At 57.9% G+C, this 20,418-nt stretch carries 19 protein-coding genes; 11 read left to right on the top strand and 8 right to left on the bottom strand.

The features are described 5' to 3' along the window. Window position 1 precedes the first annotated feature (1 nt). The 3 genes from GM415_RS11905 to GM415_RS11895 all read right to left on the bottom strand — a co-directional run bounded on the left by GM415_RS11905 (window position 2) and on the right by GM415_RS11895 (window position 6,459). A complete protein-coding gene (locus GM415_RS11905; RefSeq protein WP_158948439.1) occupies window positions 2-2,605 on the bottom strand; it encodes a chemotaxis protein CheW in 2,604 nt (867 codons plus the stop codon). Between the two features lie 340 nt (window positions 2,606-2,945). Further along, the gene (locus tag GM415_RS11900) at window positions 2,946-5,963 is read right to left on the bottom strand and encodes a proline dehydrogenase family protein (RefSeq protein ID WP_158948437.1); all 3,018 of its coding nucleotides are present in this window, start codon (window positions 5,961-5,963) and stop codon (window positions 2,946-2,948) included. A 22-nt stretch (window positions 5,964-5,985) separates the two neighbouring features. Further along, a complete protein-coding gene (locus GM415_RS11895; RefSeq protein WP_158948435.1) occupies window positions 5,986-6,459 on the bottom strand; it encodes an Lrp/AsnC family transcriptional regulator in 474 nt (157 codons plus the stop codon). Between the two features lie 337 nt (window positions 6,460-6,796). On the opposite strand from GM415_RS11895, the gene GM415_RS11890 reads away from it, so the two are divergent. The 7 genes from GM415_RS11890 (at window position 6,797) to GM415_RS11860 (ending at window position 12,532) form a co-directional block, all read left to right on the top strand. After that, the gene (locus GM415_RS11890) at window positions 6,797-7,948 is read left to right on the top strand and encodes an ABC transporter permease (RefSeq protein WP_338419777.1); all 1,152 of its coding nucleotides are present in this window, start codon (window positions 6,797-6,799) and stop codon (window positions 7,946-7,948) included. Between the two features lie 2 nt (window positions 7,949-7,950). Further along, window positions 7,951-8,787: an ABC transporter ATP-binding protein gene (locus GM415_RS11885; RefSeq protein WP_158948433.1), complete on the top strand. Its 837-nt coding sequence runs from the start codon at window positions 7,951-7,953 to the stop codon at window positions 8,785-8,787. Next, the gene (locus GM415_RS11880) at window positions 8,787-9,935 is read left to right on the top strand and encodes an MlaD family protein (RefSeq protein ID WP_242012235.1); all 1,149 of its coding nucleotides are present in this window, start codon (window positions 8,787-8,789) and stop codon (window positions 9,933-9,935) included. Before GM415_RS11885 ends, GM415_RS11880 begins: the two co-directional genes overlap by 1 nt. A 13-nt stretch (window positions 9,936-9,948) precedes the next feature. Continuing rightward, entirely contained in the window at window positions 9,949-10,566 is a 618-nt protein-coding gene (locus GM415_RS11875) for an ABC-type transport auxiliary lipoprotein family protein (protein ID WP_158948431.1), read from the top strand. 3 nt (window positions 10,567-10,569) lie between these two features. Beyond that, window positions 10,570-11,109, top strand: coding sequence for a ribosome biogenesis factor YjgA (gene yjgA / locus GM415_RS11870; RefSeq protein WP_158948429.1), 540 nt, complete (start codon window positions 10,570-10,572; stop codon window positions 11,107-11,109). Window positions 11,110-11,196: 87 nt separating this feature from the next. Next, window positions 11,197-11,466, top strand: a complete 270-nt coding sequence (locus GM415_RS11865; RefSeq protein ID WP_158948427.1) for a hypothetical protein — start codon at window positions 11,197-11,199, stop codon at window positions 11,464-11,466. A gap of 178 nt (window positions 11,467-11,644) precedes the next feature. Continuing rightward, window positions 11,645-12,532 carry a DMT family transporter gene (locus GM415_RS11860; RefSeq protein ID WP_158948425.1) on the top strand — a complete coding sequence of 296 codons (888 nt, stop codon included), beginning with the start codon at window positions 11,645-11,647 and terminating at the stop codon, window positions 12,530-12,532. A gap of 125 nt (window positions 12,533-12,657) precedes the next feature. Here the strand turns inward: GM415_RS11860 and GM415_RS11855 are convergent, their stop codons facing one another. After that, window positions 12,658-13,485 (bottom strand): 1,4-dihydroxy-6-naphtoate synthase, encoded by an 828-nt coding sequence (locus tag GM415_RS11855; protein ID WP_158948423.1) that lies wholly within the window; start codon window positions 13,483-13,485, stop codon window positions 12,658-12,660. Window positions 13,486-13,607: 122 nt separating this feature from the next. Here GM415_RS11855 and GM415_RS11850 point away from each other — a divergent pair, with 122 nt between their 5' ends. From GM415_RS11850 to GM415_RS11835, 4 genes are all read left to right on the top strand, one after another. Further along, complete coding sequence (locus tag GM415_RS11850; protein ID WP_158948421.1) at window positions 13,608-14,243, top strand: TetR/AcrR family transcriptional regulator; 636 nt, start codon at window positions 13,608-13,610, stop codon at window positions 14,241-14,243. An 8-nt stretch (window positions 14,244-14,251) separates the two neighbouring features. Beyond that, window positions 14,252-15,346 (top strand): aminofutalosine synthase MqnE, encoded by a 1,095-nt coding sequence (mqnE, locus tag GM415_RS11845; RefSeq protein WP_158948419.1) that lies wholly within the window; start codon window positions 14,252-14,254, stop codon window positions 15,344-15,346. 84 nt (window positions 15,347-15,430) lie between these two features. Then, on the top strand, window positions 15,431-16,501 hold the full coding sequence (gene mqnC, locus GM415_RS11840) for a cyclic dehypoxanthinyl futalosine synthase (protein ID WP_158948417.1): 1,071 nt from the start codon (window positions 15,431-15,433) through the stop codon (window positions 16,499-16,501). Then, window positions 16,501-17,316, top strand: a complete 816-nt coding sequence (locus GM415_RS11835; RefSeq protein WP_158948415.1) for a menaquinone biosynthetic enzyme MqnA/MqnD family protein — start codon at window positions 16,501-16,503, stop codon at window positions 17,314-17,316. Before mqnC ends, GM415_RS11835 begins: the two co-directional genes overlap by 1 nt. Window positions 17,317-17,348: 32 nt before the next feature. Here GM415_RS11835 and GM415_RS11830 read toward each other — a convergent pair whose 3' ends face one another. From GM415_RS11830 to rpsD, 4 genes are all read right to left on the bottom strand, one after another. Next, entirely contained in the window at window positions 17,349-18,239 is an 891-nt protein-coding gene (locus tag GM415_RS11830) for a selenium metabolism-associated LysR family transcriptional regulator (RefSeq protein ID WP_158948413.1), read from the bottom strand. Between the two features lie 85 nt (window positions 18,240-18,324). Beyond that, window positions 18,325-18,741: a 50S ribosomal protein L17 gene (gene rplQ, locus GM415_RS11825; RefSeq protein ID WP_158948411.1), complete on the bottom strand. Its 417-nt coding sequence runs from the start codon at window positions 18,739-18,741 to the stop codon at window positions 18,325-18,327. Beyond that, window positions 18,731-19,771, bottom strand: coding sequence for a DNA-directed RNA polymerase subunit alpha (locus tag GM415_RS11820; RefSeq protein ID WP_158948408.1), 1,041 nt, complete (start codon window positions 19,769-19,771; stop codon window positions 18,731-18,733). Before GM415_RS11820 ends, rplQ begins: the two co-directional genes overlap by 11 nt. A 12-nt stretch (window positions 19,772-19,783) precedes the next feature. Further along, complete coding sequence (gene rpsD, locus GM415_RS11815; protein ID WP_158948406.1) at window positions 19,784-20,410, bottom strand: 30S ribosomal protein S4; 627 nt, start codon at window positions 20,408-20,410, stop codon at window positions 19,784-19,786. Between the last annotated feature and the right edge of the window lie 8 nt (window positions 20,411-20,418).

The following is a 20,418-nucleotide window of genomic DNA, read 5'->3' as shown; positions in this document are numbered from 1 at the left end:
GTTAGTGTTTGGACGGCGTGATGCCCTGCTGCGCAAGATGGCGCATGAGCCCATCGGGGTCGAGCACCACAAGCATGTCGTTGCGCTTGGAATTCTCGTCGGGCTTAATAAGACATTCCGTGTAGCCGTTCCCCTCCAGAGTGGAAAGCGAGCAATCCACGCGAGTATTGCAGACCTCGGGTATCTCGGCCAAAGAGTCGACGACGATGCCGAGCATACCCTGATTCCCGTTGTCATAGCGGACAATCACGATCTGAAGGTGCGATTCGTCTTCGGGGTACTCCATCCCAACAAGGCTGTGAATCCGGATGACCGGAACCACCTTGTCCTTGAACAAAACCTTGCCCCTGAGGGATGGGCGCGCGCCCGGAATATCGGTGACCTTGTCGAGACGGATGGCTTCGACCACCTTTTTCGCGTTGATGCCCAACCACTTGCTGCCGACATAGAAAGAAGCGATCTCCACGCAGTCCTCGCTGCCGGAACGCGTTCTGATAACGTCCATGCTCACATCCCGCTTCCGGATGTTTCGGACAGCCTGGGTGCTGATCTCGGCTAGAGGGACGAACACCAGGCCGACCACGTCGTTGACATAGTTGTCCCTGATCTTGAACTCGCGATACCCCGAGCTGGTGCAGGCCCCGACGGCGTAATACTGTCCCTGGAATTCTATGATTCGGGACGTCTTCTCTTCATTGTCCAACGAGAAAAACACCTCTGGAATTTCAAGTACATCACCGACGCGGTGGCCCTGGTCGGTCGAGCTGATGATCTTCCGCTTCCTGTCGGCGAAGATGCCGAAACACCCCTCGCAAACCGAACCGTTTTCATCACGGGGAAGCGAGTCTTCAAGCATAGCGGCAAACTGCGGCTGGCTGTCGAACACGATACCGATCCCGCCGACCACCCGCTTGGAATGCGTAATATCGGCAATCGACGCGCCGTAAATATAGGTATGCTGCCCACCGTACAGCTCGGTCTGCTCGAATTGCGAGACGCTGTATTCCTGACTGCTCTTGATGGCGAGGGTTTCACTCGTCCAGGCGGTGTTCAGCGTTCGCCCTACGAGCTCCTTTTCCTTGGGATTGGAAACCGCGAGAATGGTGCCCTTGGCATCGTAGACAAAAAGATTGGTATACACCGTGTACAAGCCATTGATGTACGCCAGGATTGAAGAGATGGACTCCAAGTCCTGCTCGCTTTTGTGCGGCTGGGACAGAATCCGCCGAAAGGCCGTGGTCAGTGCCCACCACCGGCAGTCGTTGGCCCGTTCGTAAAGGTTCCTGTCCATGATATCCACAGCCAGAGCTGCCTGAAATTCCACATCGTCAAGGATGGCCGAGACAACGGTCTCGTGGAGATTACCGATGGATTTCTCAAAAACGGATTTGGTCCTGGAGCCGGCGTCGGAGATGTTCCATAGCAGGACCTTGGACTGGGCATCGCTTTCCCGGACGTTGCCGTTCCAGACCGTCCGCTCCAACTCGGCCTGAATCCGGTCCGCCTGGACAGGAATGCTCCGCAACGCCTCGGAAAACAGTCTGGGGTCGCTCATGACCGCCTTAAGCACCTTCTCGTCCACCCGCTGGGCAAGGTTCCGGCTTTCGGCGTCAAAGGCATGCTCCAGCGGCAGCATGGCGTGGCCGTACCAGCCCAAGCCATAAAAACCCTCATATCCGTTGGTCCGGCACGTCTTGGCCAGATACTCGCGCCCGGCGAAGCGCACCACACGGTACTCCTCGTCCAGAACCAACTCCATTGCCGAGCCGCGCCTGATGTGGTTTTCGTCCGAACTCGCAATGACCATGCCGTCACGGTCCAAAAGAAGGAGAACGGCCCAATCCCCTTCGTTGGTGAGCTTTTTGAAAACGCCCTCCATCTCGTTCTGAAAGCGGAAACAGAGGGCGAGTACGCCGAGAACCGGCGACGCCGGATCGTCCGTCTCCGTCACCCGGTAGGCGTAGATCAACGAATCTCCTGCATCGGGAAGGAGGTCGCTGGGACCGAAATACTCGACGAAATCCTCGGATGTGGACAGCGCCTCGGCTATGACAGGGGAGTCAGAGCGCCCCATATGGGAGTCCTGGTCCAATCGGGCGACCACATTGCCGCCTGTATCCATAAGCACAATATCGAAATAGACCGAGTACTTGGCGACATACTCACGAAAGCGATCGACCATAGCAGCGAGCATCGCTTCGCGGGGATCTCCATCCCCTTCCGCCTCGCTTCTGCCCACGGCTTCGAGAAATTCCCGTATGTCGTTGTCCGTGGCCAGAAATCCGATATCCGCCGTCCGCTCGAAAAGATTGCGGATAACGATGTCCACGGCCACCTGAGCCTTGGCGCCAATGGCCTGCGAAGTCTTTTTCAGGGTTTCCAGACCGAGTTGCCCCAGCAGCTCGGAGGTCAGGTTCATGAATCCCTTTCTGGTGCCGGTCATATCCGTGCCGGTCCCGCTCATCTGCCCGAGAATCGTCAGCAGATCCCATTGACTGCCGAGATTGGACAACTCTTCCCGGTAGCGCTCGACCGCTACCATGTAGTTGATGATTCCCCGAAGACTACCGGGAACAGTGACATCGCGGTACACGAAACTGGACATGGGCACCTCATATGCATGGTAAAATCGCCCCGGAAAGCCTTCTCCCCCCTGACATACACGAGTGAAGAACCTCCGCTGACCGAATTACAGCGAATGCTATCAATGAGACTAATTTTGTCAATCGTATTATTCTACAATATATTTATTTAATAGTTTTTTACAAATTACGTATTTTTACACACATTTAATATATTATCATCTTATCAATTCACAACACAGTGAAAACCCATCTAAGGCAAACCATTTCCTCTCGAAAGAGAAAAGCAACGCTCCCGAGCACAAAAAAGCCCTGCCGACAATCGTCGGCAGGGCTGCTTTCTCGTGTGATGACTACCCCGGATCAGCTCAACCAGTCATCGTCCTCCTCAATGGGAGCGAAACCACGACGGATGGTGTTTTCGCAGACCAAACGAGGGTCAAGGAATTGCAACAGATAATCAGGGCCGCCGGACTTGGAGCCCACCCCGGACATCTTGAACCCGCCGAAGGCATGCCGCTCCACAAGAGCGCCGACCGAGGGCTTGTTCAGATAGAGGTTGCCCACGCGGAATTCCCGGTAGGCGCGCTCCAGATGTTTGGGGCTACGGGAGTAAATCGCACCGGTCAGGGCGAAGCGGGTGGAATTGGCGATGTCCAGCGCCTCGTCCATATCCTTGGCACGCATGACCGAAAGAACCGGGCCGAAGACCTCTTCCTGTGCCAGACGGTCGTCCTTGGTGATGTTCTCCACGATGGTGAGAGGCACGTAGCATCCGCCCTTGGACGTAAACTCGGAGGGAGCCTTGCGCTTGACCAGCACACGCCCTTCCTTTTCGGCGATGCCCACGTAGCGCAGGACGTTTTCCTGGGCGGCCTTGTCCACCACCGGGCCCATATAGTTGGCCGGGTCCTCGGCCGGCCCGAGTTTGACGGACTGGGCGGCCTCGGTCAGCCGCTCCACGAAACGGTCATAGATGGAATCCAGCACAATGACCCGCGAACAGGCGGAGCACTTCTGCCCCTGGAAGCCGAAGGCCGCGTAAAGCACTCCGAGCACGGCCTCGTCCAGGTCGGCGTCATCATCAATAATGGTGGCGTTCTTGCCGCCCATCTCGGCGATGACGCGCTTGCACTGCTGCTGGCCCGGCTGGACCACGGCAGCGCGCTCCTGGATGCGCAGGCCCACTTCCATGGACCCGGTGAAGGCGATGACCGAGACGCTAGGATGGTCGACCAGGTGGTCGCCCATGACCGATCCGCGCCCCGGACAGAAGTTGAAGACGCCGTCGGGCAGTCCGGCGGCCTTCCACATATCCACCAGCTTGCCGCCTACGCAGGAGGAGGGACCGGCGGGCTTATAGACTACAGGGCAGCCACTGACTATGGCCGCGGAGACCATACCCACGGAGATGGCCAACGGAAAGTTCCAAGGCGCGATGACTGCGGCCACACCCTTGCCCTGGTAGAAGAGATGAGACATCTCGCCGGGTGCGTGCCCCATGCGGCGGGGAGAACCGAGACGGATCATCTCGCGGGCATAGTATTCGAGGAAATCGATGGCCTCACCCACATCGGCGTGAGCCTGATCCCACTGCTTGCCCACCTCGAGCACCTGAAGGGCGCAAAGGTCATGGATGTTGTCCTGAAGATAGCGGGACGCCTTGAGCAGGGCCTCCGCGCGCTCCTCGGGAGTCACGTCGCGCCAGGCTAGGTATGCCTCGGAAGCGGCCTCCACCGCGCGGGCCACCTCGTCTGTCCCGGCCTGACAGACAGTGCCGATGATCTCGGTCGGGTCTGCCGGGTTGTAGGAGTCGAGGGTGTCGTCCGTAACCACCTCCTGTCCGTTGATGAACAGCGGCACCCTGCCACCTGCCGCCGCTCGAACCTTGGCGATGGATTTGGGAAAGGCATTGCGCTCGGCCTCAAGAGTGAAGTCGACTACCGGATGGTTGTTGAACCTGGGCAGTCCCGATTCCTCCTCCCGGGTAATGCACGCGCCTTCCAACTGGCGGCGCAGGGTCTCTTCCGGATTCTCCAGCAGCCGGTCCATGTCCGCCTCGTCGGCAAAGGTCTGCTTGAGGAAGGATTCGTTGGCCGTGTTTTCCAGCAGGCGACGGACCAGGTAGGCCATACCGGGCAGAAGATCGCCATAGGGGCAATAGAGCCGGACGCGCTTGGCAACGTTCTTGAGCCCTTTGCGGACCGGTTCGGCCATCCCGTAGAGAACCTGGAACTCGTACCTTTCCTCGGGCACTTTCAGCTCGGCGGCCAGCTCCATGACGGCGGAGATGGTGCGGATGTTGTGCGAGGCACAGGCGAAATGGCAAATGTCGTTATTCTCCAGAATCATCTTGGCGATGCGCTCATAGGCCATGTCCGATTCGGGCTTGTGGGTCCAGACAGGTACAGGCCAGCCGTTCTGCTTGGCCATGACGGTCTCGTAGTCCCAGTATGCGCCCTTGACCAGACGAATGGAGACCGGAAGCTTCTTCTCGCGGGACCAATCCAGGAACTCGCGGACGTCATCCTCGGTACAACGCAGGTAGGCCTGAAAGACGAGACCGATATTTTCGTAGTCGGGATATTTGGTGCGCAACCGTTTGTAGAGCTCTATGGTGGCGTCCTTGTACTTGAGCTGCTCCATGTCGATGCACATGAATCCGCCCATGTCCATGACCTTGCGGTAGATGGGCTCGATGCGCGATATCATGCCCTCCACGGTGCCCTCCATGTCCACCGGTTTGGACTGAGAATAAAATGCGGACGGCTTGACGGCCACGTTGACCATGGGAGCGTGGCCCCAGTCGCGACTGCCGGAACCGCCGCCCAGGGGCTTCCATTTTCCGAGCTCCTTGTGGATGGCTTCGAGCACGTCCATGTAGCCGTCGCGGTAGGCGTCGGACTCCTTCTCGGAGACAGTGGCTTCGCCAAGCAAATCAAGGACAAAGGTAAACCCATCCTTGCGCAGTTTCTTGATGCCCTTGACCGCCTCCTTGGCCTCCTGTCCGATGATGAACTGGCGGGCCATGGATTCGATGTTGGAGCGGATGGTCTTGTTCAGTACCTTGGCGATGAGACCACCGCCGATTTTGGTCTTTGTAGCACCCCATTTGAGCACGTCAGGGATGTTGGAGTCGTCACCCGCGAAATATTCTTCAATATGGCGCGAAAGGGACTCCGAGGTGTTCAGGTAAGGAAGAACATCAACAAACCTGAACATTTGGACCTTGAATTCATCGTTTTTCATGGCCCAATCCATGACTTTTCCGGTCCACCACCCCTTGTTGAAAACCGAAGGAGATTCGCCGGAAATGGACGAAAAAAACTCCCTGCCCCGAGTTATGATTCTCGGGTCCAGGGAGCGGATTTCAGTAGTCATTGAAAACTCCTTGTCGTATAGTCTATTCGTCGTTTGTTGGTAGTGGAATTACCCGCGACTCCTTCACCGTTGTCAGCACAATGGTGGAGTTGGTATCGCGTACGGCGGAAATGGTCCCGAACTTGGCTAGGGTCGCCTGGAGTGACTCGGTGTCCTCGACACGGACCTTGACCAGGTAGGAATCCCGTCCTGCCGTATAGTGCACCTCCAGCACTTCGGGCAGTTCGGCCAGCTTGGCCCCCACCTCGGTGGCTCCCACGCCTTCCTCCACGCGGATGGAAGTGAAGGCGGTCAGGGCGCGGCCGAGCATCTTGTGGTCCACGATGCACTCGTATCCCTTGATGATGCCATTGCGCCTGAGTTTGCGGACCCGTTCCAGCACGGCGGAAGGAGCCTTGCCCACCTTGCGAGCGATTTCGGCGTTGGACACCTTGCCATCGTCCTGAAGTATGTTCAGAATCTTAAGATCAAGATCGTCAATTTTTCTGTTTATCATGGTCTGAACAAATAATATTCTTTTTTGTGTTTGTCAACTCTCTCCCGCGAATGGCCTGACTGCCATTTTGCACCTCCGATTTCCGCAAGGCCAAACTTGCTCCCACGTGCCCATTCCTTGTAAAATCATAATAGACTTCAATACAGTATGGCCATTCCCCCTCCATGCTCCCACGCCGCCACACAGGGGGAGTCCCGTGCCGGGAATTGACCTCCAAGAAAGAAACTTATAATTCCGAATAAAGCAAAATACGCTACTTTCCATTTATCAAGTCATCAGATATATTTGGAGATCAGGGCCTCTAACCGCTTTCAACAACCTAACCGACGAGACCACGTTGCCCCAGCAAAGACCGACCGCCATGCATCCCGAAGCCCGCGTCACGGTACAGCCCGATGTCAACGGCCTGCGGATCACGCTTGCGGGACGCCTTGACGCGCCGGGGACGGCAGCGGTCTGGGACGACGCCGTGGCCCCACTGGCCGACGGCATGCCCCGCTCGGTGCTGGTCGACTGCGGAGAGGTGGACTATCTTGACGGCGCGGGCCTGGCTCTGCTGCTCAAGATCAGGGAAAAGGCCGTTTGTTCGGGCGGAAGCCTGGAACTGACCAACCTGACCGACGACCAGCAGCGACTGGTGGAGCTGGTCTGGCGCTACGAACTCCCCTGCTGGTCGCCCAAAAAATCCAAGGAGAGACGCGGTATATTCGTGGCCGTGGCCATGGCCACCGAAGAGGTCTTTCGCGCTCTCTACGAGATGATCGCCTTCGTGGGCGAAGCCACGGTCATACTGTTTCAGTCGGTCATGCATCCGACGAGAGTCCGATGGAAGGACGTACTTCTCTCCTGCCTCAACGTGGGCGTGGACTCCCTGTTCATCATCACCCTGATCGGCTTCCTTATGGGCTTGATCATGTCTTTCCAATCGGCGGTCAGCCTGGAACGGTTCGGCGGAGAAATCTTCGTCCCCAACATGCTCGGCCTGGTCATGTTCCGCGAAATGGGACCGCTGGTCACCTCCATTCTCCTGGCGGCCAGGTCCGGTTCGGCCTTCGCCGCCGAGATTGGCACCATGAAGATCAATGAGGAACTGGACGCGTTGACCACCATGGGACTCTCACCCATGCGCTTCATGGTCGTGCCCAAACTTCTCTCCGCCCTATTCATGATCCCGCTCATGACCATCTTCTTCAACATGGCCAGCCTGGTGGGCGGTGCGGTGGTAATGCTCTCCCTCGGATTTCCCCTGGTCACCTTCACCTCGCGGGTCTTCGCCTATCTTGATTTTCTCGATTTCTGGGGCGGCATGATCAAGGCTTTCGTCTTCGCCGTTCTGGTGGCTGGAGTCGGCTGCCTGCGCGGACTGCAAACCCGTAGCGGCGCCAGCGCCGTCGGCCTGTCCACCACCAGCGCGGTGGTCTCGGGCATCATCCTCATCGCCTTTGCCGACGGCATCTTCGCCATGGCTTTCTATTATATGGGATGGTAGCCATGAAGCAGAGAGGCAAACCGATCATCAGCGTGCGCGACCTGACTTGCGGATACGGCGACACCGTGGTCGTGGAAAACGTCTCCTTCGACGTCATGCCCGGGGAAGTGTTCGTAATCCTGGGTGGCTCGGGCTGCGGCAAATCCACTCTGCTCAAAAACATGATCGGGCTCTATCAACCCATGTCCGGAAGCGTCGAGTTCGACGGCCGGGACCTGATCTCGGCCACAGGTGATGAGCGCGCCGCCATCATCCGCAAATTCGGCGTCATGTACCAGATGGGCGCCCTGTTCGGCTCCATGTCCCTGTTGCAAAACGTCATGCTTCCGCTGGAAGAATTCACGGACCTGCCGCGGGAGGCCAGGGATATGATCGGCAAGTCCAAGCTGGCCATGGTCAACCTGGAAAACGCCTTCTACAAGCTCCCGGCCGCCCTCTCCGGCGGCATGAAAAAACGGGCCGCCATAGCCCGGGCCATGGCACTGGACCCTGAAATCCTCTTTCTTGACGAACCCGGCGCAGGGCTGGACCCCATCTCCTCGGCGGAGCTGGACGACCTGATCCTCAACCTCTCCGAGACCCTGGGGATTACCTTCGTCATAGTTACCCACGAACTGGAATCCATTTACAAAACCGCGGATCGCGTTATCATGCTGGACAAGGAGGTGCGGTCCATCGTGGCCGAAGGCGACCCCAAGGTTCTGCGCGACACCTCGGACAACATCTTCGTGAAACGATTCTTCCACCGCATGCCTTCACTGGGCAAAACGGACGGCGTGGAAGCGGACCGCAACATGACGGACAATGCCTCCCCGTCGCAAGGCAAGGTTGCTCGATAATGCGCAAACACGACTACTTCAAACTCGGAGCCTTCATCGTTGTCGGCACCTGCATGCTGGTGGCCGTGGTCATCATCCTCGGCGCGGGCCGCTACTTTCAGACCACCTTCATTGTGGAAAGCTACTTCAATGAATCGGTAAACGGCCTTGAGGTAGGCTCGCCGGTGAAGCTGCGCGGCGTGGCCATAGGCAGGGTGGCGGCTATCAATTTCGTGAACAACAAGTACCAGGAAGCGAATGACACTGACGCCCGCTATGTGCTGGTGGAATGCGACATCAACCCGGACCTCTTCCAGGACCAGGATTACGAGGAATTCCGTTCCTCACTGAACAAGGAAGTGACTACCGGCCTGAGGGTTCGTCCCACCTCGCTGGGGTTGACCGGCCAGCTCTTCCTCAACTTCGTCTATGTCGACCCCGAATCCAACCCTCCCCTGTCCATCGATTGGACACCCGACGTGGCCTACGTCCCGTCCGTGCCCAGCACCCTTGGCCGCATCGAAGGCGCAGTGACGACCATTTCCCAGACCCTGAGCGGCATCAAGCAGGGCGACATCACCAGCATCGTCGAGGACGTCAAGTCCATCGTCGACACCATCGACAACTTCATGCGAGCCGAGGGCGGCAAGGAAGCGGGCAACCGCATGCTCTCAATCCTCAAGGAGACCAATACCCTCATAGCTCGTGTCAACGAACTGATGGCCGACCCCGAGCTGGAGCGCCTCATCCCCGAAGTGGTGGGAGCCGTAGCGGGCGTCAACAAGATCGTCAACGGTGCCGCGGACGACGTCATAGCCGCCGCAGCCGAAGCCAATAAGGCCATGGCCAGCTTCAAGAAGACGGCCGACTCCCTGAACAAGACACTGACTGACCCGCGCATGAAAAAGGCCATGGCGGAGATTGCTCCGGCTCTGGAGAACGTGGCTCGCGCTTCAGGAGATCTGGCCGCAGCCGTGGGCAAGGTCCACGCCCTGGCCAACCGACTGAACTCGGTGGTGGCGGGCGAGGAGTCAAACATTCACGCCATCCTCGAAGACGCCAGGCAAGTAATGCAAAACCTCAAGGAACTCTCCGGCGATGCCAAGCGCTATCCGTCCGGCGTCTTCTTCGGCCAGCCGCCCGAAAAGGCCGGCTCCGGCACCCCTTAACCCGGAATACGCCATGAAACACATCCGTATCCCCATTTTATTTCTGGCCCTGGCCCTGGCTGCCGCCGCCTGCGTCAAGCTGGGCGGCCAGCCCTTGGTGAAACGATACTACCGTATTACACCCGAGAGGACCGCAGAGGCCGTGCCCCCACAGGACGACACGATCCTCAAGGTCCGCCGCCTGAGCGTGTCCGAGCTCTACGACACCCGCGAGCTGGTCTACCAGATGCGGGACGGACGCATCGAATCGGATTTCTACAACCTGTTCTTCGTCACGCCGGGCAACAACCTGACGGCGGAACTCCGCCACTGGCTTGCCGCCTCGGGCCGGTTCGCGCACATTGTCGAGCCAGGCAGCCTGGTGGTGCCCTCCCTCACCCTGGAGGGGGTTGTCAACGCCCTCTATGGCGACTATTCATCGGACTCGCCCGCTGCGGTGGTTGACATGCAGTTCTTCGTGGTGGACGAAGCCACTTCCGGCAACGAGGTCATCTTTTCCGGAAACTATCACCAGCGGGTGCCCTTTGCCGCCCCTGACCCGGCGCAACTGGTCCAGGCCATGACACAAGGCGTCCAGGCCATTTTCGACCAGTTGGAGCAAGACCTCAAAACCGCGCCACTTACCCGGTAATCCATGAGAAAAAAACAAAAAAGAGATTTATACGCACCCGAGGAGTTCGACGAGAGAGAGGAGCGCCCGAGCCGCTCACAGCTCAAGCGCGACATGCACGACCTGCAACAGCTCGGCGGCGATCTGGCCGCCCTGGGCGACCGCGTCGTCAAGGAAGCCAACCTCCCGCCCGAGGTTGAGAAAGCGTTGCTGCTCATCAAAAAACTGACCAAGCACGAGGCCAGGCGTCGCCACATGCAATACGTGGGCAAGCTCATGCGCACCTTTGACACAAGCCACGTAAGAGAGATCGTGGAGGCGGCCCACCAGGGCCACCAGGTCAAGACCGAAAAATTTCATCGTCTGGAGAAAATACGCGATGCCCTGGTGGACGGGGACGATGACCTGCTCCAGGAACTTTTCGAAACCCACCCGGAAGACGGGCAGCGGCTGCGCCAACTCGTGCTCGGCGCGAGAAGGGAGAAGGCGAGCGGGAAGCCGTCCAAGAATGCCCGAGCCCTGTTCAAGCTGTTACGCGAATTTCCCGAAGACGAAGAAAGTTGATCATCCGCCCCTTGACGGGAGCGCTACAGGCTTTATCTTCCCACAAGACCACGAAACCTGCGCCGCGCGCGCCGGAAAGGAGATATCATGGTTATTCACGAATATGCCGGAATCGTCACCGAGCTGGAAGACCGCAATTGCCCCCACTGCGGCAAGCCCATGGAGCCTTGGCTTCCGCCGCCGGAGACCGGCTGGGACGTCATTCTCATCTGCAACTCCAACTCCTGCCCCTTCTATCTGGGCAGCGAAGAAGATATCGCCCACAAGCGTCCCGGCTCCCACCTCGGTTGCCGGTATGCCCTGAATCCCCAGAACGGATATAAGCCCGTCAACGTCCTGGCAGTCTGCCCCCACTAGCCAGGGCCTGCGAAGAACACCGGAAAAAGCCCTGCCGTTTCGGCAGGGCTTTTTCTGTTTTCGGCCCATAGCCAAATCTGATCAAGAGCATCTTAACATATGATGATCCCGAGTATTCCCAACCTGCTCAAAGGGTGATAGACCTGCACCTCCCGAACCCTAGCACAAGGCGACTCACATGACGGATACACAAGGCAAGGGCAAGGCGCTCCTGGCGCTCTGTATGGCGGCCTTTCTCTGGGCCAGTTCCTTTATCGCCCTCAAAGTTGGCTTCCGCCATTTCGATCCCATGGTGGTCATCTTCGGCCGCATGTTCATGGCCTCCCTTTGCTTCCTGACCGTCTGCAAATCCCTTAGCAACGTCGAATACCGCAAAGGCGACTGGAAGCTGCTCGCCTTCATGGGCATCTGCGAACCGGGACTCTATTTCATTTTCGAGGCCCTGTCCCTGACCTACACCGACGCTTCTCAGGCGGGTATGATCACCGCCCTGCTCCCGATCATGGTCGCTGTCGCCGCCCGCTTCTTCCTGGGCGAGCACATCACCCGGCGGACCCTATCCGGATTCGGACTGGCCATTGCCGGCGCATTTGTCCTCTCCGCCGCAGCCCAGTCTACGGAAACGGCCCCCAACCCCATTTTGGGCAACTTCCTCGAATTCCTGGCCATGGTCTGCGCCACGGGCTACATGGTTACCCTCAAGGGACTGATGCCCCGCTACAATCCCTGGTTCCTGACTATGATCCAGGCCTTTGTCGGCTCCCTGTTCTATTTCCCCCTGCTCTTCCTGCCCAGCACAGAGCTACCGACCCAGTTCTCACTCATCGGATTTATGGCCATCGCCTATCTCGGCATCTTCGTCACCATCGGGGCCTACGGCCTCTACAACTACGGTATGTCAAAGATATCGGCCAGCCAGGCCTCGGCCTTCATCAACCTGATCCCGGTCATCACCCTGGCTCTGGGCTTTATCTTCCTCGGCGAACGGCTCAACCTGATCCAATACGCTGCCTCTGCCCTAGTCATTGCCGGGGTCTATCTGACTCAGGAGAAGAAAACGGCCTAACCCTCTCCATTTCTCCTCCCCCCCCCCAAAAAAAATAAAGCCGCCCTTAGGCGGCTTTAATCGTCTCAACGGCGCTCGTCACAAGCGCTCTCCTGGCTAATTCTTCAAATCCATTCAACGGCAAATCAGAGCTCAATAAATACGTCCTCCACCGTGGCCCCGGCTTCACGCAACAGTCGCTCAACCGCGCCAGCTCCGGCATCACCCACGTCCAGGCTATAGTCCGTGACAAAAGTCCTGATGTGCTCCCGGATCACATTGTCATCCATCTCCTGGGCATGACTTTTGATGTAGGCCCTGGCGCGCTCGGGATTCTCCCTCGCCGCGAGCAGGCTCTGCCGAATGGCCTCATTCATCCGCCGGGCCGTGTCCATGCCCAGCGAACGCCGGATGGCTATGGCCCCGAGAAGAATGGGCAGTCCGGTGTGCTCCTCCCAGAACGCCCCCAGATCGAGCAACCGCGTCAGGCCATGCTCGGCAAAGGTGAACCTTCCCTCGTGAATGACCACCCCGGCGTCAACTTCGCCAGCCGCCACGGCGGGCATGACCTCGTCAAAAACCATCTCCTTCAACTCCACCGACACCCCGGCCTCCTTGCAGCAGAGCCCAAACAGCAGATTGGCCGTAGTCCTGCGGCCCGGAATGGCCACGGTAGCGCCATCAAGCGAGGCGACATCCCGACGGTCCCGCGACACCAGCAGGGGGCCCACGCCGTAACCCATGGCGCCGCCCGCTCGCAGGAGCACGTACTCATCCAGAATCTCCGCCGCGGCGGCCGCCGAAACTTTGACCACGTCCAGCTCACCCTTAACAGCCCGGGCGTTGAGTTCCTCGACATCTGCCAGGAGGATGTCCAGCCCGCCGGGCCAGGGCACCAGACCCGAGGCAAGGCCATGAAAGATGAACGTATCATTGGGGCAGGGGGAATACCCCATCTTGAGTGCTCTATTCATTATATCTCACTTGAATAACAGTATTTCACCATTGCTATTGACACAACGCTCGGCCACGGCTATTCATGGTGACCACCTGGTCACCTCTACCGGAACCAGGACTGAAGCGCAAGGGATGAACCATGAGCGAGACCAATAGTACATTTGAAAACCTGCCGGATGAGAAACGAAATCGCGTCCTGGCCGAAGCCACCGAGGAGTTCGCCGAACACGGCTACCATCAGGCTTCGGTCAACCGTATCGTCAAGCGGCTGGGCATCGCCAAGGGCTCGCTGTTCAAGTATTTCGGCAGCAAGGAAGGCCTCTTCGAATACCTCTTCGGCCAGGCCGTGGCCGAGTTCAAGAAACCTCTGAAAGCCATTCGCGACAGCGGCTCAGGCGACTTCTTCGAACGCATCGAGCAGAGTTTCCTCGCAAGCGGCGCCTTCATTGACGCGCATCCGCACCTCTACAGCATCTATCTAAAGATGCTGTTTAACGAATCCTTCCCCCTGCGGGACAAATTTCTCGGCGAAATCCGCGCGGCCCATGCCAAGTACTTGCGGCGGCTGGTGGACGACGGCATAGCTTCAGGCCAACTGCGCTCCGGCCTGGACCGGGATATGACGGTATACACCCTCCACTCCACCCTGGACAGGTTCCTGCAAAGCCACGCCCTGCCCTCACTGGACATGGGCATCGAGCCCGTCGGACGAACCATAGAGGACAAAGCCCGCGCCGTCGCAGACCTGCTGCGCCACGGCCTGGGAAACGCATAGGAGTCCGCATGCAACTGCTCAAAAGCGATTTTTACGAAAACATGGGACTGGCCGGCATCAAGGCCAAAGTCGATGCTGGGGAGCGGCTCTCCTTCGAGGACGGCAAAAAGCTCTTCGCCTGCCCTGAGCCCCTGGCTGTAGGCGCGCTGGCCAACCAGGCCAGATCCCGGTTGCACGGCAATAAGGCCTTTTACGTCATCAACCAGCACGTCAACTACACCAACGTCTGCGTCAATGGATGCACCTTCTGCGCCTACCAGCGCGAAGAAGGGCAGGAAGGCGGTTTCGTCCTCGACCGGAACGCGGTCCTGGCCAAGCTCCAAACCGGCGGTCTGACCCCGCGCGAGGTCCACATCGTGGGCGGCTGCCACCCCAGGCTCGACCTGGCCTATTTCGAGGACATCCTGCGCGCGGTTAAGGAACAGTATCCCGGCGTGGTGCTCAAGTGCTTCACCGCCGTGGAAATCGCCCATTTCGCGAAACTGGAGAACCAGACTACCCGAGAAGTCCTCACGCGCCTGAAAAACGCGGGGCTGGATATGCTGCCCGGCGGTGGGGCCGAAATCTTTGCGCCGGAAATCCGCCAACAGATCTGCCCGCGCAAGTCCACTGCGGAGCAATGGTTGGCCGTGCACGAAGAGGCCCACTCCCTGGGCATCAAGACCAACTGTACCATGCTCTTCGGCCACATAGAGTCCGAGGAGGACCGACTGGATCACCTGATCCGGCTGCGTGAGTCCCAGGATCGTAGCGGCGGGTACACCTGTTTTATCCCGCTGCCCTTCCTGACGGAGAACAGCCAGCTCGCCATTGAAAAGCCTCTCACCGGCCTGGATGAGCTCAAGACCATAGCCGTGGCCCGGCTCATGCTCGACAACGTTCCGCACGTGAAAGCCTACTGGGTGATGCTTGGAACCAAGCAGGCCCAGGCCGCGCTCAAGTTCGGGGCGGACGACTTCGACGGCACGGTGGTCGAGGAAAAGATCGGCCACGAAGCAGGAGCTACCTCTGAACAGGGGATGACCCGAAGGGAACTGACCGACATGATTCGGGGCTGCGGCTGTACTCCGGTGGAGCGCGATGGCTTTTTCAACGAGATCTGACGCCTCACCGGCCCTCCATCTCCCTCTCCCTTCCTAGACTATTGGGCACGCTTCGCGATGAAAACAACAGACGGCGGAACGAAAATGGAACGATTGAAGAATATCTCGGATAAAATTGTTAATGGCGAACGGATTGATTTTGACGAAGCCATGACGTTGTATGCCGAGGCTGATTTCCATGAACTCGGACAATTGGCGCATCTTGTTAGGCTGGCAAAACATCCCGAGCCGATGGTCACCTACGTGGTGGACCGCAACATCAACTATTCCAACATCTGCGTCTGCTGCTGCAAGTTCTGCGCGTTCTACAAGGAACCAGACGAGGATGGCGGATACGTGCTCTCTTTCGAGGAGATCGGTGAAAAAATTCGTGAGACGCTGGAGTTGGGTGGGACTCAAATTTTGATGCAGGGCGGGCACCACCCCGATCTGCCACTCACCTGGTACGAAGACATGCTGCGGCATATCAAAGCCAACTACAACGTGCATATCCACGCCTTCTCCCCGCCCGAGGTCGTCTTCTGGAGCGAGAAGGAGCACCTTCCCATCAGCGAAGTCATACGACGTCTGCATGAGGCCGGACTGGACTCTATCCCTGGCGGCGGGGCCGAAATCCTGGTGGACGCAGTCCGCTCGGAGGTGGCGCCCAACAAATGCCCTGCCGGGCAGTGGCTGGACGTTATGGAGGAGGCCCATAATCAGGGGCTGCGAACCACCGCAACCATGATGTTCGGTCATCTCGAGACGCCGGAGCAGCGGCTGGAACATCTATTCGCAGTACGCGAAACCCAGGATCGGACAGGCGGCTTCACCGCATTCATACCCTGGACCTTCCAGCCGGACCACACGGAACTTCCCCACTGTCGCAAGCTGACCAGCGTGGAGTATCTGCGCACCCTCGCCATCTCACGCCTCGTTTTGGACAATGTGGACAACATCCAGGTCTCCTGGGTAACCATGGGGCCAAAAATTGCCCAGCTCGCCCTCTATTTCGGCGGCAATGACTTCGGCTCGACCATGATCGAGGAAAACGTGGTCAAGGCCGCCGGGGTGGCGTTCCGGCTTTCACGTGAAGAGATTCATCGTCTGGTTGAAGCCGCCGGGTTCACCCCTCGGCAACGCACCATGGACTATACTCTGTTGGAGGCCAAATAATGCGCCTTGGGAAAATCGGCTATCTCAATGTCCTCCCCATTTATCATCCGTTGGAAAACGGATTGATCGACAACGACTTCGACATCGTTTCCGGCCCTCCTTCCGCACTGAACAAGCTGATGGATGCGGGCGAACTGGACCTTTCGGCAGCCTCATCCATCGAATACGCGAGGCATCCGGAAAAGTACTATCTGATCCCTGACATCGCCATTGGTAGTCGGGGACCGGTCCAGTCCGTACTCCTGCTGAGTCGCTTTCCGGTCCAGGATCTGGCCGGGAAACGATTGCTGGTAAGCTCTCAGACCCACACCTCGGCCGCACTGCTCAAGATACTTATGCTGGAATGGGATGTTACCGTGGAATACATAACCGGAGACGCTACGTCGCAACTGGAACAGGGAGAACGCCCTGACGCGATTCTGGCAATCGGCGACGAGGCGCTTAACCTGCGCTACCACCCGGATTATCCGCACAGGGTGGACCTGGGGGAAGCATGGCGAGACCTGACGGGCCTACCCTTTATCTTCGGCGTCTGGATCGCCCGCCGCGACAGTCTGGCCGCTCATGGAGATCGTATTCGCGAAGCCTGCGCCAAACTCATTGAGGCGAGGCATTGGGGCTCCGACCACCTGGGCGACATGTGCGTACTAGCCGCAGGTGACTCCTGTCTGAACGAAACCGAGATGTGCTCCTACTTCGACGGGCTTGTCTATGAGTTCGGAGAACGTGAGTTAGAAGGCCTTACCCGCTTTTATCGACACCTTGCGGACAAGGGAATGATACCCGATGTGCCGCCGCTGGCTTTTTTGCCATAAGAAAAGGCCCGGTTAATCACCGGGCCTTATTGTTACCGTCGAGCGTAATCAATAAAAGTCTTCAAGGCGGGGAACATGTGCCTGTCCCGGTGGTAGATCAGATAAAAACGGCGTTTTCCTGCCAATTCCGGAACATCAAGACGCTTGAGCTCACCCCGATCCAACAACTCCTTGGTGGCAAGCAGCGACGTTACGGTTACACCGAGTCCACCTACCGTGTGGGCGATTGAATTGCAGGTGCTATCGATCAGGCAACGGACATTGAGCGCCTGGAGGGACTTGCCCGCTTTATTAAGGGCAAGTTCAAGTACATTTCTAGTCCCCGATCCCCTCTCGCGCATAACCCAAGGCAGTTTGACCAATGTCTCCAAAGAGATGGGCCCCTCTTCGGGAGGAAGCCAAGTCGCGTCTGCAGAAGCCACAACCACGATTTCATCTTCCGCCAACAGCTCGGCTGCAAGGGAGTCCTCCTCAGGGCGCTTGCCGACGATGCCGACCGGCCAATCGCCTGAAGCTACGTGCTTGATGACCTCGGCTGAATCGCGGGTTTCAATGGTGAAGCGGACCTCGGGGTATTGGACGCTAAAGCCTGACAGCATTTCCGGAAGAAGCGCATAGGAAGGAATAGTTGAGCACCCCACCAGCAACTCACCCGTCACCTTGTCACGCAGCAACTCAATAGAAGCCTTGGCTTGCTCAAGGGTCTCAAAAACGGATTTCGCGCTACGATAGAGTACGTGCCCGGCCTGAGTGGCCATGACCTTGCGACCCATACGGTCGAATAGCCTGACACCCAACTCCTCTTCCAGGTTTGCCACATGGGATGAGATAGTCGGCTGAGAAAGAAACATCAACTCCCCAGCCTTTGAAAAATTCTCCAACTCATAAACCCTGCAAAACGCCTCAAGCTTACGGACATCCATCAGGCAACCCATCCCGGTTATTGATTTTATCTATACATAAGCATAAAAAAAGAGGACAGGCAAGAGCCTGTCCTCTTTACTATTGCTAATCTTCCTTGGCTTCGGCAGCACTCTCGTCGGAACCCTTTTCGGCTTCCGGGCTCGCCTTCTTGGTCAGCTCAATGATGACCATGGGAGCACAATCGCCCTTTCTGGGCTGAGAGAGCTTGACGATGCGGGTGTAACCACCGGCACCGCCCTCGAAACGAGGACCGATTTCGTCAAAGAGACGCTGCACCATCTGGTGGCTGCCCAACACCTTGTAGGCCTGACGGCGGGTGTGGACATCATTGCGCAATGCCAGGGTGATGAGCTTGTCGACGATGCGACGCAGTTCCTTGGCCTTGGCTTCAGTGGTGCGGATCTGTTCGTAGGTAAGAAGCGCGCGGGCCATATTCTTGAACATGGCGGCGCGGTGAGTATTGGTCCGGTTCAGCTTGCGGCCTGATTTTCTATGCCTCATTTTTCTCTTTCCTCTTCAACCATTCCTGGTACTTCTTGTCAAAATCCTCGACGTTCATACCGAACTTGAGCGTCATGCTGTCAAGGACACGGCGAATCTCGTCGAGAGACTTGCGGCCGAAGTTCTTGGTCTTGAGCATGGTCTGCTCACTACGCTGTACCAACTCACCGACCAACTGGATGTTGGCGGCCTTCAAGCAATTGGTGGCTCGAACGGAAAGTTCGAGTTCATCAATGGACTTGAAGAGATTCGGGTTCAGATCGATGGAATCCTCTTCTTCCTCGGCAGCCTCGGAAGAGAGTTCATCGAAGTTGATGAACACGGAGAGCTGGTCCTTCAGGATTTTGGCGCTGTATGCACAGGCATCCTCGGGGGATACGGAACCGTCGGTCCAGACTTCCAGGATGAGTTTATCGTAGTTAGTCATCTGCCCGACGCGAGCCTGCTCCACCGAGTAGGCCACCTTCTTCACGGGAGAGAAGCTGGCATCAAGGATGATGGAGCCGATCTCGTCGGTGAGCCCCTCGTGCATGTCGGCCGGGACATAACCCTTGCCCATGCGGACTTCGAGTTCCATCTTCAGGGGACGGTCCTCGGTCAGGGTGGCGATGAGCTGATCGGTGTTCAGGACTTTGACGTTCTGATTCTCCTGGATCATGCCGGCGGTGACCTTGCCCTTCTTGTCGGCCTCGAGAACGAGACGTTGAGGCTCATCGGTGGTCATGGCGATGCGAACCTGCTTGAGGTTCAACACCACTTCGGTCATGTCTTCCAGGACACCCGGCATGGTTGTGAACTCGTGCTGCACGCCCTCGATGGAGGCGGCAACAATGGCACACCCCTGCATAGAGGACAGAAGGACCCGGCGCATGGCATTGCCGATGGTGGTGGCATAGCCGCGCTCAAGAGGTTCACAGATGAACTTCCCGTAATTCACGCCGGACTTGGGATCGCGCACAAGCTTTTCAGGCTTGACGAGTTCACTCCAGTTGCGGGTGTTGATAAGTTTGTCGCCGTTCTCAATAAGCATGTAGTCCCCTATTTACTTGGAGTACAATTCGACAATCAGCTGCTCGTTGATCGGGAACTGGATGTCTTCCCGGCTCGGCATGGCCTTGACCGTGCCCTTGAAGTTGGCGCCGTCGGACTCCAGCCACTCGGGGCAGCCGCGGCGAGCAATGACTTCCTGAGCTTCGCCGATCACGGGAATCTTGCGAGCTTCATCACGAACCTCAATAACGTCTTCGGGCTTGACCTGCATGGACGGAATGTTCACGCGGCGGCCATTCAGCTTGAAAATGCCGTGGCGAACCAACTGGCGCGCCTGGTCGCGGGAGTTGGCGAAACCAAGGCGGAAAATGACGTTGTCAAGACGGCGCTCGAGGAGCATCAACAGGTTGTGACCAGTGACGCCTTTCATGCCATCTGCACGATGATAGTAGTCGCGGAACTGGCCTTCGAGCACGCCGTACATGCGGCGAACCTTCTGCTTTTCACGAAGCTGAACGGCGTAGTCGCTCATCTTGTGGCGCATGCGGCCGGAGTGTCCCGGAGGGTACGGACGCTTTTCGTAAGCGCATTTGTCGGTGTAGCAGCGATCACCCTTGAGGAAGAGCTTTTCTCCCTCGCGGCGGCACAGCTTGCATTTTGCTTGAGTATATCTTGCCACGATAATTC

The organism is Pseudodesulfovibrio cashew, from assembly GCF_009762795.1.
Taxonomy (GTDB): Bacteria; Desulfobacterota; Desulfovibrionia; order Desulfovibrionales; family Desulfovibrionaceae; genus Pseudodesulfovibrio; species Pseudodesulfovibrio cashew.
The sequence above is the reverse complement of the archived record's forward strand: the minus strand, read 5'-3'. Positions and strand labels throughout refer to the sequence as shown.

Bases quoted from the DNA above. Each gene is read 5' to 3' on its own strand.
- rplQ (WP_158948411.1), bottom strand. From the start codon at position 18,741: ATGAGGCATAGAAAATCAGGCCGCAAGCTGAACCGGACCAATACTCAC.
- GM415_RS11860 (WP_158948425.1), top strand. From the start codon at position 11,645: ATGACGGATACACAAGGCAAGGGCAAGGCGCTCCTGGCGCTCTGTATG.
- GM415_RS11875 (WP_158948431.1), top strand. From the start codon at position 9,949: ATGAAACACATCCGTATCCCCATTTTATTTCTGGCCCTGGCCCTGGCT.
- GM415_RS11850 (WP_158948421.1), top strand. From the start codon at position 13,608: ATGAGCGAGACCAATAGTACATTTGAAAACCTGCCGGATGAGAAACGA.
- GM415_RS11865 (WP_158948427.1), top strand. From the start codon at position 11,197: ATGGTTATTCACGAATATGCCGGAATCGTCACCGAGCTGGAAGACCGC.
- mqnC (WP_158948417.1), top strand. From the start codon at position 15,431: ATGGAACGATTGAAGAATATCTCGGATAAAATTGTTAATGGCGAACGG.
- GM415_RS11900 (WP_158948437.1), bottom strand. From the start codon at position 5,963: ATGACTACTGAAATCCGCTCCCTGGACCCGAGAATCATAACTCGGGGC.
- GM415_RS11830 (WP_158948413.1), bottom strand. From the start codon at position 18,239: ATGGATGTCCGTAAGCTTGAGGCGTTTTGCAGGGTTTATGAGTTGGAG.
- yjgA (WP_158948429.1), top strand. From the start codon at position 10,570: ATGAGAAAAAAACAAAAAAGAGATTTATACGCACCCGAGGAGTTCGAC.
- GM415_RS11880 (WP_242012235.1), top strand. From the start codon at position 8,787: ATGCGCAAACACGACTACTTCAAACTCGGAGCCTTCATCGTTGTCGGC.
- GM415_RS11885 (WP_158948433.1), top strand. From the start codon at position 7,951: ATGAAGCAGAGAGGCAAACCGATCATCAGCGTGCGCGACCTGACTTGC.
- GM415_RS11905 (WP_158948439.1), bottom strand. From the start codon at position 2,605: ATGTCCAGTTTCGTGTACCGCGATGTCACTGTTCCCGGTAGTCTTCGG.
- GM415_RS11835 (WP_158948415.1), top strand. From the start codon at position 16,501: ATGCGCCTTGGGAAAATCGGCTATCTCAATGTCCTCCCCATTTATCAT.
- mqnE (WP_158948419.1), top strand. From the start codon at position 14,252: ATGCAACTGCTCAAAAGCGATTTTTACGAAAACATGGGACTGGCCGGC.
- GM415_RS11820 (WP_158948408.1), bottom strand. From the start codon at position 19,771: ATGCTTATTGAGAACGGCGACAAACTTATCAACACCCGCAACTGGAGT.
- GM415_RS11895 (WP_158948435.1), bottom strand. From the start codon at position 6,459: ATGATAAACAGAAAAATTGACGATCTTGATCTTAAGATTCTGAACATA.
- GM415_RS11855 (WP_158948423.1), bottom strand. From the start codon at position 13,485: ATGAATAGAGCACTCAAGATGGGGTATTCCCCCTGCCCCAATGATACG.